The sequence below is a fragment of the Leifsonia sp. NPDC102414 genome, from assembly GCF_044765685.1.
Taxonomy (GTDB): Bacteria; Actinomycetota; Actinomycetes; order Actinomycetales; family Microbacteriaceae; genus Leifsonia.
In genome coordinates, this window is record NZ_JBIWKN010000003.1 from 381,320 (window position 1) to 396,911 (window position 15,592).

Here is a 15,592-nt window from a genome sequence, read left to right on the forward strand (position 1 = left end):
GCTGCCTCCTCGCCGCACAGTCTAGATGACCGGTCGCCTCGGCTCCGCCGCTAGACTTGCCCGGATGAACACCTGGAAGGACAGTGCCGGACGCGCGTTCCGATCGATGCTTCCGCCCGAATCCGCACCTCGTCGTGTTCTCCGCGCAACCCGTGGCGCGGCCCGCAGTTTCCGCGACACGCTCAGCGCGCCGCAGGCGGAGGTCGGCCACGAGGGGCCGGGGCTCACCGACTACGCGCAGTGGCGCGCGGAGCAGCCGGCCCTCGAACCGCTGCCGAGCGACCAGCAGGAGACGACCTTCGTCGTCGTGGTCGAGACGAGCGCGCATCCGGATGAGCGGGAGACCAGTGCGGTCGACGCGACGGTCGCGAGCGTCGAGGCTCAGCGCACCGTCACGGCCCGCACCGTGGTCGCTGTCTCCGGCACACCGCTCGCCGAACTGCTCGACGGAGCGGACGAGCACTTCGCTCTGTTCCTCACGTCCGGCTCCGTGCTGGACCCCGCAGCGCTCGAACAGGTCGCGAAGGAGCACAGGGTCGACCCCGTGCGCCGCGTCATCGCGTTCGACACGGACCAGGTGACGAGCACGGGCGAGCGCGTCTCTCCGCGGTTCAGGCCCACCTGGTCGCCAGAGATCATGCTCGGCGTCAACTACCTCGGGCGCGCGTTCGCCATCCGCACGTCAGCGGCCAGCGCCGACGACAGCGCGACCCTCGACTCGCACGGCATCTGGAAGCTGCTGCTCGGCACAGAGCTGTCGGATGCGGTGGTCGGCCTCATCCCGCACATCCTGCTGTCGACGCCCGCCGGTCCGATCCGCGGCGCGACGGAGGCGGACGCCGCCATGGTGCAGCGTTGCCTGCGCGAACGGGGAGAAGCCGCGACCGCCCAGGTCAGCAACGGGATCGTGCGGGTCGCGTTCGAGCTGGAGACCTGGCCGAGCGTGTCCATCGTCATTCCCACCAAGCACTCGACGGCGAACCTGGAGCGGCTGCTGCCCAGCCTGGCGAGCACCGACTACCCCTCCTTCGACGTCACCATCGTGGACAACGGGGGAGAGACGGAGGAGCACGAGTCCTGGTACGCGGAGCTCGACGCCGGAATCCCGGTGCGCCACGTCTGGTGGGACGAGGAGCCGTTCAACTACTCCCGCGTGAACACCGTCACGGCCGCATCCACCGATGGCGACGTGCTGGTGTTCCTCAACGACGACACCGAGATCGTCGACCCTGACTGGCTGCGCGAAATGGTGGGGATGCTGCACCGCGAAGGTGTCGGCACGGTGGGCTACCAGCACAGGACGGCCGACGGGCTGGTGCAGCACGGCGGTGTGATGCTCGGCCCAGGCGGGTTCGCCGCCAACCTGTTCGCCGGGATGCGCCCGGACGACGACAGCCTGCTCGGCCCTGTCCGCTGGTACCGCAACGCGCTTGCGGTCACCGCCGCCTGCGTCGCGATCCGCCGCGAGCTGTTCGACGTCGGCGGGTTCGACGAACGCTTCCAGCTCACCGGCAGCGACGTGGTGCTCGGCCTCGACCAGATCATCAGAGGCAGGCGCAACGTCGTCATCCCGTTCGACGCCGTCCGCCACTTCGAGTCGCTGACCCGCGGCGCCCACGCCCCGCGCGCTGACTCGTTCGCGAGCTACTGGCGCTACCACCCGTGGCTCGCCGCGGGCGACCCGTACTCGTCGCCCAACCTGTGCAGGCTCACCGAGGTCCCGCGCTTCGCCGCGGCGGACGACCCGTCTCCGCTGCAGCTCGCGATGGCCGGACTCGGCCGCGAGTTCGCCTCCGACGCGCAGAAGTCGACCATCTCCGAGGACGCGACGGCGCTCATGTCGCTCGCGACCATCTCCGCTGAGGAGGTCGCCGCCGTCGTCTCGACGCACGCATCCACCACAGGGCACCGTGAGGTGCGCACGATCAACTGGCTGCTGCCCGGCTTCGACATGCCGTTCTTCGGCGGGGTCAACACCACGCTGCGCATCGCGGACAAGCTCGCGCGCGAGCACGGCGTCGTCAACCGCTTCCTGGTCAACGGGCACCCGAACAACGAGTTCTACGAGTCGGCGATCGTCGCCGCCTTCCCCGGCCTGGCCGGCTCGGAGGTGGGCAACTACTACGGAGACGACGACGGAATCGCGGCCGTCCCTCCCGCCGATGTCGCCATCGCGACGTTCTGGCTGACGGCCGTGGATGTTGCCAAGACGCCTGGCACACCGCGCAAGTTCTACCTCATCCAGGACTACGAGCCGTCGTTCTATCCGGCGAGCACGCTGTTCGCGATGACGGAGCAGACATACAAGCTCGGTCTGTACGGCATCTGCAACACCGAGAGCATGCACGACATCTACGCCGGAGGGTACGGCGGCACGGCCACCTACTTCACGCCGGCGGTGGACAGAGGCATCTACCACCCTGTCGGCCGCCGCGAACGCGGTGACGACGAGCCGGTGACGATCTTCGCATACGCCCGCGACCACTTCCGCAATTGCTGGGAGCTGGTGTTCGCCGCGCTCAGCGAGGTCAAGCGCAGGCACGGCGACCGGGTGCGGATCATCGCCGCCGGCGCCAAGTATCTGCCGCCGAGCGCCGACTTCATCGACCTCGGTCTGCTCGACTACCGTGCGACGGGCCGGCTGTACCGCGAGACGGACATCGGCGTCACGATGCAGATCTCTCGGCACCCGTCCTACCTGCCGCTCGAACTGATGGCGAGCGGCGTGGCGATGGTCGCTCCTGACTCCGACTGGTTCCGCTGGCTGTTCCACCCGGACGAGAACGCGCGCACCACGATGATGACCTACGACGATGTCGTGGCCGGGATCGACGAGCTGGTGCAGGATGCGCAGAAGCGTCGCGCCATCCAGGCCGCGGGCATCCAGACCATCGACGTCGCCCACTCCGACTGGGATGCGGCGCTCGACCACCTCTACGACTACCTCTGCGACCCGGAGGCCAACGCCATCCCTTCCTCCTCCCCTCGCACCGTCGCCCCCTGACCCGGCCCTGCCGCCCAACCTCGACCATCGAGTCGGGACTTGTGCACGCCGTCAGCGGCGTGTCGCCTGTATAACTCCCGGCTCGATTATCGGGGGACGGGAGTCAGGAGGCGGGGGAGGGCGCGGTAGGTGGCGACGACGAAGAAGGTGAGGGCGAGGAGGACGGCGAGCGTGAGGGGGATGACTCCGCCAGGGGGCTGCCAGGTGGGGGTGAAGAAGGCCGCGGTCCAGGAGGTGGAGCCGGTAGCGTAACGGCGGAGCGTGAACGCGAACGCGGCGAGCTGACCGAGCGCGAGCACGACAGCCGCCGCGCGCAGCGACGCGACCGTGTTGCGCGAGCCGACGCCGATCTCCGCATTGTCGAGCGCCATACCGCCCCAGATCGCCAGCACGAGCACGATCGCCAGCATGTAACGTCCCTGCCAGACGTCGCCCACCTGCCGCCACAGCGCGACCTGCACGATGACGGGGATGATGACGAGGGCGACGGAGAAGCCGAGCGCGATCCAGCGCTCCCTGCCGCGTCCGAGCACGATCGGCAGCAGCACCAGCAGGCCGAGCACTCCGAACCAGACCGCGATCACCCCGTCCGGCGCAGGAACATCGACCGTGCCGAACAGCCCGATCAGCTGCTTCGCGTACGAGAAGGTGTTCTCCAGTACCGTCTGCGCCACGGTGAACAGGCTGCCGGGCGTCGGCTCGATCTGCGCCTTCACCTGGTTCTCCGGACGAGTGAACCAGAACAGCTGGCCGGCTCCGACGACGGCCAGCAGCGCCAGCACGACCCAGGTGGATGCGCGCCGAACCAGATACCGCCAGTCCGCCCCGCGCATGGCGAGCACGACCGACACGGCGATGAGGAGGAGCCACAGCATCCCGAGGCTGCGGCCGCCGGTCACGAGGGCGGCCGAGACGATGGCGGTGACGGACGACAGCCAGAGCAGCCACCCGGCAGGGCGGTGCCTGGCGATGGTGAGCAGGGACACCAGGAGCGCGCCGGCGGACGCCAGCTCGACGCCGTTCGGGTTGATGGCACCGCCGAGGAAGAACACCATCGGGGTCAGCGCGCCGACGGGGAGCAGCAGCGCCCAGCGCGCGCCTGGCCAGCAGCGCACCAGCGCGGCGAGCACGGCGAGAAGCGCTGCGACGATGGCGCCGGAGAAGATGCGCATGGCGTGGATGGCCGTCTCGCCGGAGAACACCAGGGACGGGAGACCGACCACCACGTAGTAGACGGGGCTGTTCGTGTATGCGGTGGTGATCAGGCGCTTCTGCTCGCCAGGGGAGGCGTTCGAGCTGCCGACGCAGGCGGGCGTGACGGTCGGCTGCCCGGCGAAGCAGCTGCCCGCGCCGGGGATGTAGAGGTAGGCAGGGGCCTCGAAGTACTTGTTGTCGCCAACGATCTCGCCGCGCGCGGCCGTTGTCGCCCGCACCGTGTGCGACGCCTCGTCCGGCACCGAGTAGATCGGCGTCGCGAGAGACCAGGCGGTGAGCAGCACGAACAGGGTGCAGAAGACCGCAGCGAACAGTCTCAGAGGGAACCGCATCCCCGTCACCCCTGCGGGATGAACAGGGATGCGAGGAACACGAACGCGCCGACGCCCGCCATGATCCAGCGCGGCACGGGCCGCTTCGCCAGCAGCAGGGCTGCACAGGCGAGGAAGAACGGGATGAGCGAGATGCCGTAGCGCGCGGGCGGCGGATCCGGATATGTGCCGAGGGCTGCATACGTCACGATCGACAGCAGCGGCGCCGAGATGACGGCTGCAGCGAAGGTCGCCCACGCGACAGCGGCGCGGCGGCCGCCCCAGCGCGCGACCATGAGCAGGCCGATGACCCCGGCGATGGTGACCCAGGCGACCGCGTAGTTCGAGATGAGCCCAGGGCCCTTGAGGAACGTGGTGGTGTCCCCGACGCCACGTGCTGAGCCGTCGATGAAGAGGCCGGACTGCAGGATGAGGGAGGTGATCCCGAGCGGCCGGACCTTGCCCATGTCCGGTGCTGGTCCGACCGCCGTGACCGACGAGTAGACGGTCCAGGCGAGCTGCAGCACCATCGAGACGACAACGGAGACGATGCCGGTGATGGTCCGCCCGTCGGCGAACGTCCGGCCGATCCAGCCGGCCTTGGAGGTGCGGTTGCGGTAGGCGTCGATGGCGGCGCGGATGATCAGGAAGAACACGGCGGCTGCGACGGCCGCGAGGTTCTGCACCTTCAGCATGGTCACGAACGCCGCGCCTGCCGCGAACCACACGTACCCTCTGCGGCGATCGGCGACGGTGGCGAGATAGAGCATGAGCCCGCCGGCGAACAGGGCGGTCGCATCCGTGCTGATGTAGGTGTTCGACCAGTACGCGGGCAGCGAGCCGATCATCAGCAGGCCGACGCCCGTCGCGGCGACCGGATGCACTTTCAGCCGTCGCAGCGCGAGGTACAGGAACAGGGCGGCGGCGGCCAGCCAGATCGCGCCGACGAACCGGCCGGCATCCACCAGGTCGACGCCGAGCCAGACCAGTGGCTCGGCGATCACCCGGGTGATGCCGAAGTAGAGCGGGGTGTAGATGTACGCCGAGGTCGCGCCGTGGAACGGGAACAGCTCGGCGTTCTTGGCGTTCGAGAGGTCGCAGCGGGCATCGGGAGACGGGGCGAGCAGGCGCAGACCGCGGCAGCCCAGCTGCTGACGGGCGTACGTGCCCGTCGGCTCCCCGCGGTGAACGGTGAACTCATGCCCCATCTTGGCGAAGTAGTCGATGTAGACGTACTCGTCGACGGGCGAGACGCCGCGGTGGCCAGGGACCTGGACGATGCCGACCAGCAGGGAGGCGATGATGAGCAGGGCGGGCGCGATGGCGCTCCGCGAGAACAGGCGCGCGAAGAACCCGCGTCGCCCCGCAGGGGCTTCGGACTCGATGTCGATGCTGATGATGCGGCCTTACGCTCGTGGGTCTCACCGGTGGATCGCACCGGGCGGCGAACTGCGCCAGCTTAGCAATCAGTCGCTGGGAGGCACGGGCGACGCGGCCGCCACAGCCCGCCTTGGTAAGCTGGCGGGCGCACACGCCCATGCGAAAGGACCGTATGCCTGCAACGCGACCAGGGGTCGTCTCGGTCGTCCTCGTCAATTTCCGGGGAACAGACGACACGCTCACCGCCATCGAACACCTCGGCCGCCTCGACTGGCCGGCCGACCGGCTCGAGATCGTGGTGGTCGAGAACGCCTCAGGCGACGACAGCGCCGCGCGCATCCGGGCTGCGGCGCCGCACGTGCTGCTGATCGAGTCGAAGTCGAACCTCGGGTTCGCCGGGGGATGCAACCTGGGCGTCAAGGAGGCGAGCGGCGAGTACGTCGCCTTCCTCAACAATGACGCCAAGCCGGATGCAGCGTGGGTGCGCGCCGCCGTCGAGCGCTTCGAGTCCAGCCCGTCGGTCGGCGCCGTCGCCAGCCGCGTGCTCGACTGGGAGGGGCAGAACGTCGACTTCATCGGGTCGGCGATGACCTGGTTCGGCCAGGGGTACAAGCCGCTCACCGCACAGCCGGTGCCGAGCACGCCTGACGTGCCGCACGACGTGCTGTTCGGCACGGGTTCCGCGATGTTCGTCCGCCGCTCGGTGTACGAGCAGCTCGGCGGGTTCGACGAGCGCTATTTCATGTTCTTCGAGGACGTCGACCTCGGCTGGCGGCTCAACCTGATGGGCCACCGGTACGTCTACGAGCCCGCCTCGCTGGCGTATCACAAGCACCACGCATCCATGTCGTCGTTCGGCGCCTTCAAGGAGACATACCTCCTGGAGCGGAACGCGCTGTTCACGCAGTACAAGAACCTGGGCGACGAGGCGCTCGCCAACGCCCTGCCGGCGACGCTCGCGCTCACCGTGCGCCGTGGCGTGGCGAAGGGCGAGCTCGACTCGACCTCGTTCGACCTGCGCAAGGGCGCATCCAACGACCCGACGATGGAGATCTCGAAGGAGACCGTCGCCGCCGTGTACGCGATCGACCAGTTCGTGGAGCACCTGCCGTCGCTGGTCGAGTCGCGCGAGCAGATCCAGCGCACCAGGGTCGTCTCCGACAGCCGCATCTGGTCGCTGTTCGGCGAGACCGACGCCCCGTCGTACACGGCGGAGCACTACCTCGAGGGATACGACAAGCTCGTCACGGCGTTCCCCGTCACGGAGAGCCCGGATGTCACCCGCGTGCTGATCATCACGGGCGACCCGATCGGCGTCAAGATGGCCGGTCCGGCGATCCGCGCGTGGAGCATGGCGGAGGCGCTCGCGAAGGACAATCTGGTGACCCTGGTTTCGCTGTCCGGCGTCGAGCCGGTGTCCGCGCCGTTCGACATCGTGCACATCCGCCCGGGCGATGACCGGTCGATGCGCAAGCTCGAACGCGAGAGCGACGTGATCGTCTTCCAGGGGCTCGCGATGGCGCTGTTCGACAGCCTGCGCAAGACCGACAAGATCATCGTCGCCGACGTCTACGACCCGATGCACCTCGAACAGCTCGAACAGGGCAAGGAGCTCGGCCGCGAACAGTGGGACAAGCAGGTCGGCGACGCGACCGACGTGCTCAACGAGCAGCTCGAACGCGGCGACTTCTTCCTCTGCGCCTCCGAACGTCAGCGCCACTTCTACCTCGGTCAGCTCGCCGCCCTCGGCCGCATCAACCCGGCCAACTACGCGGACGACCCCGACCTCGACCACCTCATCGACGTGGTGCCGTTCGGGCTCTCCGAGACGCCGCCCGCGCACGAGCGGGATGTGCTGAAGGGAGTCCTTCCCGGCATCGGCGCAGACGACAAGCTCCTGCTCTGGAGCGGCGGCCTCTACAACTGGTTCGACCCCAAGTCGCTGATCAGCGCTGTTGCGAAGCTGTCGGAGACCCACGACGACGTCCGCCTGTTCTTCCAGGGCACCAAGCACCCGCATCCCGGTGTTCCGGAGATGGCGATCGTCGCGGAGTCGCGCGGGCTCGCCCAGGACCTCGGCGTGCTCGACAGGTCCGTCTTCTTCAACAGCTCCTGGGTCGACTACGCCGACAGGCAGAACTACCTCACCGAGGCGGACGCCGGCGTCAGCACCCACTTCTCGCACGTCGAGACGACGTTCTCGTTCCGCACGCGCATCCTGGACTACCTCTGGGCAGGGCTGCCGATGGTCGTCACAGCCGGCGACCACTTCGCGCAGCTGGTCGAGGAGGAGAAGCTCGGTGTCGTCGTCCCGTCCGGCGACGTGGATGCGCTCGCAGCGGCCCTCGAGACCGTGCTGTACGACGAGAAGTTCATCGCGTCGGCCAAGCGCAACATCCAGCGGGTGCGGAAGCGCTACTTCTGGAACGTGGTGCTCGCTCCGCTGGTGGACTTCGTCGCAGACCCCCGGCACGCGGCCGACCTGGTCGCGAAGGGCGTCGTCGGCGCAGGCGGCGCACCGCGCAAGACGACGACCAGGCGCAAGAAGCACGGCATCCGTCACGACGTCGGCCTGTTCTTCCACTACATGAAGAACGGCGGGCCGGCCGTGGTGGCCAAGAAGGTGCGGAGCAGGCTGGGGAGACGCTGACCGTGGCGCGCACGATCTCCGTCGCGCTCTGCACGTTCAACGGCGCGAGGTACATCCGCAGGCAGCTCGCGAGTGTGCTCGCGCAGACGGTTCCCCCGATGCAGATCGTCGTCTCCGACGACGGCTCGACGGACGCGACGATCGCGATGCTGGAGGAGGAGCTGCGGGCGCACGAGGCGGCCACGGGATGGAACCCGGAGGTCGTCGTTCTGCGCAACGAGGCGCCGCTGGGAGTCACGGCGAACTTCGAGCAGGCGCTGCGCGCATCCACCGGCGAGCTGATCGCGCTGTGCGACCAGGACGACGAGTGGGAGCCGCGCAAGCTGGAGAAGCTGGCCGGGATGTTCGACGCGCGGCCGGGGCTCGGCTTCCTGCACACGGACGCCACCCTGATCGACGACGACGGCGCCCCGACGGGAGGAACGATCTTCGGAGCGCTGGAGGTGTCGGACGAGGATCGGCAGGCCGTCCACTCCGGCCGGGCTTTCTCCGTCTTCGTCCGCCGCAACATCGCGACGGGCGCGACGGCGATGGTGCACCGCGACCTCGTGGCGGCGTGCGGACCGTTCCCCGCCGCGTGGGTGCACGACGAGTGGCTGGCGATCCAGGCCGCCGCGCGCGACAGGCTCGACCTCAGCGAGGAGCCGCTGACTCGTTACCGGCGGCACGCGGCCAACCAGATCGGCGCCGGCGACCCGACCATCGGTCACAAGATCCGCCGCGTGCTCGGGGCGCGAGGCGACCGCAACAGGATGCTCGCCGAGCGGTCGCGCATCCTGGCCGACAGCCTGCTGGGAGCGGACGGCGTCGACTCTTCTAAGGCCGCGCTCGCCGAGCGCAAAGCGGAGTTCGAGGCGACGCGCGCTGCTCTTCCCGCCAACCGGCTGCGGCGGTTCGTCCCTGTGCTGCGGCTCGCGACGGCCGGCGACTACCCGCGGCTGGCGAGCCAGGGGTGGATGGACGTGGTCAGAGACCTGTTCCAGCCGGCGTGAGGCTCGGCTGGGGTTCCTGCTGCGCCTCCGGCTGCTGAAGCGCCTCGTCCTGACGTCGCGGCTGTTCCTCCTCGAGCGCCGGGGACGCCGCGACAGCATCCACGACCTCCTCCGGCTGCCGCGACCACGCGGAAACGTGCAGCAGCAGCGCAGCTGCCGCAACGAGCAGCACGGCGAAGACGGCCAGCCAGAGCCAGACCCCGCCGGGAGGAGCCCACGCCGGCTGCCCGAACAGGTAGGTGCGCATCGAGCCGTTGGACCCCACCGCGTAGCGGCGGAGCGTCGCCTCGAACGCCCAGAACTGCGCGCCGGCAGCGCCGACCACCACGATCACGGCGATGCGCCGCCAGGCGTACGACGCGCGCACGAACGCGGTGTCGCCGAGCAGCGCGGCCAGGCCGACGACGAGACAGAGGAACAGTGGCAGGTTGTACCGTCCCTGCCAGATCATCCCTCCGCCGTGGATGTACGCGGCCTGCACCAGCGCAGGGCAGAGCAGGAAGGCGGCGACGAGCAGCCACGCGACGAGCAGGCGGCGGCGCCGGAGCACGACCACCGCGCCGACCGCGACGGCGCCGATGGCGAGCCCCCACAGGTAGAGCACGACGTCCGGTGCGGGGGTGTCGAGCCAGCCGAACAGGCCGACGAGGCCTTGGCTGTATCCGATCGTGCCGATGAAGACCTTCTGGAAGCCGACGAGCGGCGACGAGCCGATGCCGGGGAAGGAGAGCGCCTGGTCGGGATGCTCGATGGCGTTCGCCAGCGAGTTGGTGCCGACCGTCCACAGGCCGGCAGCGATGGTGCCGGCTGCGACGACGGCGATCAGCACGATGACGGCGCGTCGCCTGAGCAGGGCGACCAGCGCATCCCGATCGGTGAGCAGCAGCAGCGGGATCACGAGGGCGAGCGCCACCCACAGCGGCGAGAGGCCGCGGGAGTTGACGGCCACGACCGCTCCGGCCATCACCACGACCGCCCGGCCGGTGAGACGGGCCGGATCGGGGGAGAGGGTGATCGCGAGCATCCCGCAGAACACGGCGAGCGTGGCCGTCGCCTCGACGGCGCTCGGGTTGACCGAGCCGCCGAGGAACAGGAGCATCGGAGTGACCGCAACCGCGAACGCGAGCAACGGCATCCGGCGATTGCGCATCGTGAACACGATGGCGAACGCGAGCGCGGCGAACAGGGTCGTCAGCAGGGCGCTCAGGATGCGCATGGCGTAGATTCCGCCCGCGTCGTGGAAGACCAGGGACGGGAGCCCGACGACGGCGTAGTAGAGGGGGTTGTACAGGCCGGCGGTGGTCGGCGCCTCGACGCTCTGCCACGGGTCGGCGCTCGGCGTGAAGGCGCAGTTCGCGGTGACGGCGGGATTGAACGCGAAACAGGTGACGGCGTGCGACTCGGCGATGTAGCGCGGGACGGTCACGATGTGGCCGCTCTGCGACGGCGTGCCGACGAGCTCTCCGCGGACGACGCTGGCCGCGCGAACGATGTGGGCCGGTTCGTCCGGCGACGCGGAGGGAGGGGTCGCGAACACCCACGCTGTCATCAGCGCGAACAGCACGGCCCAGGCCCCGAAGAACGCGGTCAGCGGGATGGAGCGGCGCCTGCGGGCCGGATGGGCGGTCGGCGCGACCGTGTCGCCGCCCGCCTGTGGGTTTCCCATGAGGCAAAGATATCCGACCGGAGGGTCAGATCGCGGCAGGCGGCTCCACCGGCGTGACCGGCTTGTCGGCGTCTCCGACCCTTCGCACAGCGCGGAGCGCCAGCCAGCACGCAACGACGACCAGCGCCGCGAACACCAGCAGCGACAGCAGGTTCCCGCCGGGCGGAGCCCACGGCGGGGTGCCGAACAGGAACTGCTTCAGCGAGCCGATCGGCGTCACAGAGTATCGACGCAGCGTGTTCTCGAAGGCGTAGAGCTGCCCGAAGGCGAGCACGATGACGACGAGCCAGGCGAAGCGCCTCCACGTCGCGGTCGCCCAGTCGGCGGGGATGCGCGTGGCCAGCACGACGGCGAGGCCGACGATCAGGCAGAGGAACAGCGGCATGTTGTACCTGCCCTGCCAGATCACGCCGCCGCCGGTGATGTACGCGGCCTGGATGACGGGCGGAAGCAGGATGAACGCGCCGAAGAGCACCCAGGCGAAGACGAGCATCCTGGATCGCAGCAGCACGAGCGCGGCGACGAGCACGATGCCGATCATGGCGGCCCAGATGAAGTAGACCTCCGGAGGGGCGGGGGTGTCGAGCCAGCCGAAGATGCCGATCAGGCCGTGGCCGTACTCCGCGGTGCGCACGAGGGTGATGAAGAAACCGCTGAGAGGGTTGGTGCCGACGCCGATGAAGCTCTGCGGGGTCTGGTCGGGGTTGTCGACGGCGTTGTGCAGGGAGTTCGTGCCGACCGTCCAGGCCAGCGCAGCGATCGTGGCGAGCACGACGCCGACCGCCGCGGCGATCACCGCCGGCTTCCTCAGCAGCGCGAGCACGGTCCGCCACGGCACGAGCACGAACGGGATGAGGATTGCCAGCAGCACCCAGAGCGGCGAGAGTCCGCGGGTGTTCACCGCGACCGCCCCGCTTGCCAGCACGATCATGGCGCGCGACAGTAACCGGGAGCGGTCGGGATCGAGCACCACAGCGAGGATTCCGGCGAACACGGCGAGAGTGGCCGTCGCCTCCACGCCGTTCGGGTTGACGGAGCCGCCCAGGAACAGCAGCATCGGCGTCACGGCGACGGCGAAGCCGAGCACCGGGATGGCTCGCCGTCGCAGTCCCCAGAGCACGGCGAACGCGAGCGCCGCGAACAGTGCTGTGACGATGCCGCTGACGATGCGCATCGCGTAGATGCCCGAGGTGTCGTGCAGCAGGAGCGTCGGCCAGCCGACCAGCAGGTAGTACACCGGGTTGTACAGGCCGGCGGTCGTGTACGACGTGGTGAGCGCGCCAGGGTCGGTGAGCGGGGCGAGTCCGCACGCGGCAGGTCGCTCCTGATGGAAGGCGAAGCAGGTGTCGTCCTGGGTGCGCGCCACGTAGGCGGGGACGGTGACCCTGTGGCCGTCGGCGGACGGGGTGCCGATGAACTGGCCGCGCGCGACGCTCGCCGCCTTCACGATGTGCGCAGGCTCGTCCGGCGACGCACCGATCGGCGTGGCGACGGCCCAGCTGGCGCAGAGGGCGGACAGCAGCACCCAGACGACGAGGAACGCGCGCCAGACCCTCGGCCGTTCGCTTGTGCTCTGTTCCTGGGGGGTCGAGAGCGAGCCGGCGGACGGCGTGGTGTCGGTGGTGCTCACCGGGTGTTACTCCTTTTCGTCGCTGAGTGCGGCGATGCGCTGCTCCAGCTCGGCGATCCGCAGCTCGTGCAGCGCGCTGCGCTCTGCGAGGGTGCGGGTCTTGCTCTCGAGGGTGGTCAGTTCCGAGCTGTGCTGGATGCAGACCAGGAACAGCACGGCGATGCTCACGAAGAACACCAGGTTGACGGGCGCTCCGACGCCGATCAGGCCGGCCAGCCAGTCCAGGATGGTCGGGAAGACGCCGATGATGAGGGCGAGGACACCGGCGATCAGCCACCAGATCGCGTGGCGTTCGCGCATCCGGCCGCGGCGCAGCATCTCGATGACGACCGCGAGGGTGAGCAGGGCGGCGAGGATTCCGAAGATGTAGCTGGTGATCGACATGGTCAGGCTGTTGCCGTTTCCTTGATGGCGGTGCGGGGGCGCATGAGCGCGACGACGAGGGCGATGAAGGCGCGGGCCAGATAGACGGCCGCCTTGATCGGGTTGTGCGACGGCTGACCGCCGGCTCTCGGCCGCATCGAGGTGGGCACCTGAGCGACCCGCAGTCCGCCGCGAGCGGCGATCACCAGCGCCTCGACCGTGTCTCCGAGGTATTCGGCGGGGAAGGAGTGCGCGAACAGGTCGATCGCGCGGGGGCCGTTGGCCTTGAAGCCGCTGGTGGTGTCGTTGAGGCGCGTGTTCACGACGCGGCTGAGCACCGTCGAGAGCACGTTCATGGCCCAACGGCGAGGACCCCGGACCTCGTAGTCGCCCTGCCCGGAGAACCGGGCGCCGATCACCAGGTCGGCATCGTCGAGGGCGGCGAGCAGCGACGGGACGTTGCCAGGGTCGTGCTGGCCGTCCGCGTCGATCTGCACGGCGACGGAGAAGCCGTTGTCGCGGGCGAACTGGAAGCCGAGGCGCATCGCGCCGCCGACCCCCATGTTGAACGGCATGGATGCGACGAGTGCCCCTGCCTCTTTGGCGATGCGCGCAGTTTCGTCCGTCGAGCCGTCGTCGACGACGAGGCAGGTCACGCCTGGCAGTTTGGCGTAGACCTCGGTGACGACGTCTGCGACGGATGCCTCCTCGTTGAAGGCGGGCATCACGATCAGCGTCTGAGAGAGATCGAAGGGCATGGAAGTCAACGTACTAGATCGGTGTGGGCGTCAGAGGGGGTGCGCTCGGCCGGTCGGGAAGGACGGCCTCTGTCGGTTCCCCATTGTCGCATGTCCTGCTGAGCGTCCTGATCAGGAGCCACACCGCCAGTCCCGTCGTGATCGCGAAGACGACGGTGACGAGGAGCCACCCGCCTGGCGGCTGCCACTGCGGCGCCCTGAGCATGTCGATCCAGGTGAGGTTCTGCTGCAGCCCGGTGACGTAACGGCGCAGCATCCAGAGGAACGCTGCGAGCTGGGCGATGCCGAGCAGCACGACAGCCACCCGCATCACAGCGGTCAGCCGCTTGTCCGCTGCCGGGAGCGCGTGGTCGAGGCCGATCCCCGCGAGCACCGCGAGGAGCACGGCGGGCGCGATGGTGTACCTGCCCTGCCAGATGTATCCGGCGTCGTGGATGACAGCGGCCTGCGAGAACGGCGGAACGAACACGATCGCCAGTCCGAGCAGCAGGGCGCCGATCTTCACGTTGCGGGGTCCGAGCGTGGAGCCGAGCAGGATCACCATGCCGCCGACCGTCGACCACACGGCCACCGTGAGCGCCGGGGCCGGGATTTCCATCCAGCCGAACTGCGCGATCCAGCCGATCATGAAGCTGAACGTGCCGTCGAGCGTGTTCGAGAAGCCTTGCCACCAACTGCTCCCGGCCCCCACGGGCGCATAGCCGGGGGTCAGAGAGCGCGGGCGAAGATAGAACAGCGCTGCGGCGACAGCGACGGCGCCGATCACGACGATGCCCGCCCAGGTCAGCCACGACCGGAACACGGTGCGCAGCACCTCCCGCTTGCCGAGCAGCAGCGCGATCACGAACGCGAGCGCCAGCCACAGCATCGCGATGCTCCTGGTGTTCACCAGCAGCAGGCTCACCGCCACGATGCCCAGGATGCGCAGCACCAGCCGGCTGCCGGCAGCCGGCGTCCCGAAGGTCAGCAGCAGGAGCGCGAACGCGGCCGCGGACGCGGCGACCTCGATCCCGTTCGGGTTGAGCGTTCCGGAGAGGAAGAGCACCATCGGCGTGACGCCGACCGCGAGCCCGGCCAGCGCCCAGCGGGAGCGGGGGAGTGCGCGGAGGGCGGTGAACGCGAGAGCGAGCAGGGCCGAGCAGAGCAGCGCGTTGACCAGCCGCATCCCGTACAGGCCCTTCGCGCCGTCGAGGAAGGCGGTCGGCCAGCCGACGAGGACGTAGAAGACAGGGGTGTTGACCGTGGTGGAGGTGTGGCCGGTGGTCGGCGCATCCTGGTTCTCGACGGGGGCGACGCAGGACGGGGTGACCGCCACGTTCCTCTTGAAGCACGGCATGTGCGACTCGAGCTTGGCGAAGTATGTGGACACGGTCTGGTCGATGGTGCCGGGGATGCTCGCCGAGTCCGGGCCGAAGAGCTCGCCGTGCGCTGCGGCGTACGCGCGAATGGCATGCGCAGGCTCGTCAGGGCTCGCGCCCTGCGGGGTGGCGACGGAGAAACTCGCCATCAGGAGGAACAGCAGGCCGAAGGCGATGCCGAACACGGTGATCGGGCGGCGGGCGGGCCGGACGTGCCCGTCGTGCTTGGTCATGCACCGTCCTGTCGTCGTTCGGATGGCCGACG

At 69.2% G+C, this 15,592-nt stretch carries 10 protein-coding genes; 3 read left to right on the forward strand and 7 right to left on the reverse strand.

All coding sequences use genetic code 11. The features are described 5' to 3' along the window. Positions 1-64 precede the first annotated feature (64 nt). Entirely contained in the window at positions 65-3,004 is a 2,940-nt protein-coding gene (locus tag ACIRCZ_RS14530; protein ID WP_402854323.1) for a glycosyltransferase, read from the forward strand. Positions 3,005-3,090: 86 nt separating this feature from the next. On the opposite strand, the gene ACIRCZ_RS14535 is transcribed toward ACIRCZ_RS14530, so the two are convergent. Then, a complete protein-coding gene (locus ACIRCZ_RS14535; protein WP_402854325.1) occupies positions 3,091-4,551 on the reverse strand; it encodes a DUF2142 domain-containing protein in 1,461 nt (486 codons plus the stop codon). Between the two features lie 5 nt (positions 4,552-4,556). Next, positions 4,557-5,738 carry a hypothetical protein gene (locus ACIRCZ_RS14540; RefSeq protein ID WP_402854327.1) on the reverse strand — a complete coding sequence of 394 codons (1,182 nt, stop codon included), beginning with the start codon at positions 5,736-5,738 and terminating at the stop codon, positions 4,557-4,559. A gap of 344 nt (positions 5,739-6,082) precedes the next feature. Here ACIRCZ_RS14540 and ACIRCZ_RS14545 point away from each other — a divergent pair, with 344 nt between their 5' ends. Together ACIRCZ_RS14545 and ACIRCZ_RS14550 are read left to right on the forward strand one after the other, a co-directional pair. After that, positions 6,083-8,560 carry a glycosyltransferase gene (locus tag ACIRCZ_RS14545; RefSeq protein ID WP_402854329.1) on the forward strand — a complete coding sequence of 826 codons (2,478 nt, stop codon included), beginning with the start codon at positions 6,083-6,085 and terminating at the stop codon, positions 8,558-8,560. A 2-nt stretch (positions 8,561-8,562) separates the two neighbouring features. Continuing rightward, entirely contained in the window at positions 8,563-9,552 is a 990-nt protein-coding gene (locus tag ACIRCZ_RS14550) for a glycosyltransferase family 2 protein (protein ID WP_402854331.1), read from the forward strand. Here ACIRCZ_RS14550 and ACIRCZ_RS14555 read toward each other — a convergent pair. From ACIRCZ_RS14555 to ACIRCZ_RS14575, 5 genes are read right to left on the reverse strand one after another with little or no spacing between them, the layout of a single operon-like run. After that, entirely contained in the window at positions 9,527-11,218 is a 1,692-nt protein-coding gene (locus tag ACIRCZ_RS14555; RefSeq protein ID WP_402854333.1) for a DUF2142 domain-containing protein, read from the reverse strand. The two genes, ACIRCZ_RS14550 and ACIRCZ_RS14555, sit on opposite strands and share 26 nt — an antisense overlap. A gap of 25 nt (positions 11,219-11,243) precedes the next feature. Then, positions 11,244-12,848: a DUF2142 domain-containing protein gene (locus ACIRCZ_RS14560; RefSeq protein WP_055890827.1), complete on the reverse strand. Its 1,605-nt coding sequence runs from the start codon at positions 12,846-12,848 to the stop codon at positions 11,244-11,246. A 6-nt stretch (positions 12,849-12,854) separates the two neighbouring features. Continuing rightward, entirely contained in the window at positions 12,855-13,232 is a 378-nt protein-coding gene (locus ACIRCZ_RS14565) for a DUF2304 domain-containing protein (protein ID WP_055890832.1), read from the reverse strand. A 2-nt stretch (positions 13,233-13,234) separates the two neighbouring features. Then, positions 13,235-13,969: a glycosyltransferase family 2 protein gene (locus tag ACIRCZ_RS14570; protein ID WP_055890836.1), complete on the reverse strand. Its 735-nt coding sequence runs from the start codon at positions 13,967-13,969 to the stop codon at positions 13,235-13,237. 13 nt (positions 13,970-13,982) lie between these two features. Next, positions 13,983-15,560 (reverse strand): DUF2142 domain-containing protein, encoded by a 1,578-nt coding sequence (locus tag ACIRCZ_RS14575; RefSeq protein ID WP_402854337.1) that lies wholly within the window; start codon positions 15,558-15,560, stop codon positions 13,983-13,985. Positions 15,561-15,592 lie beyond the last annotated feature (32 nt).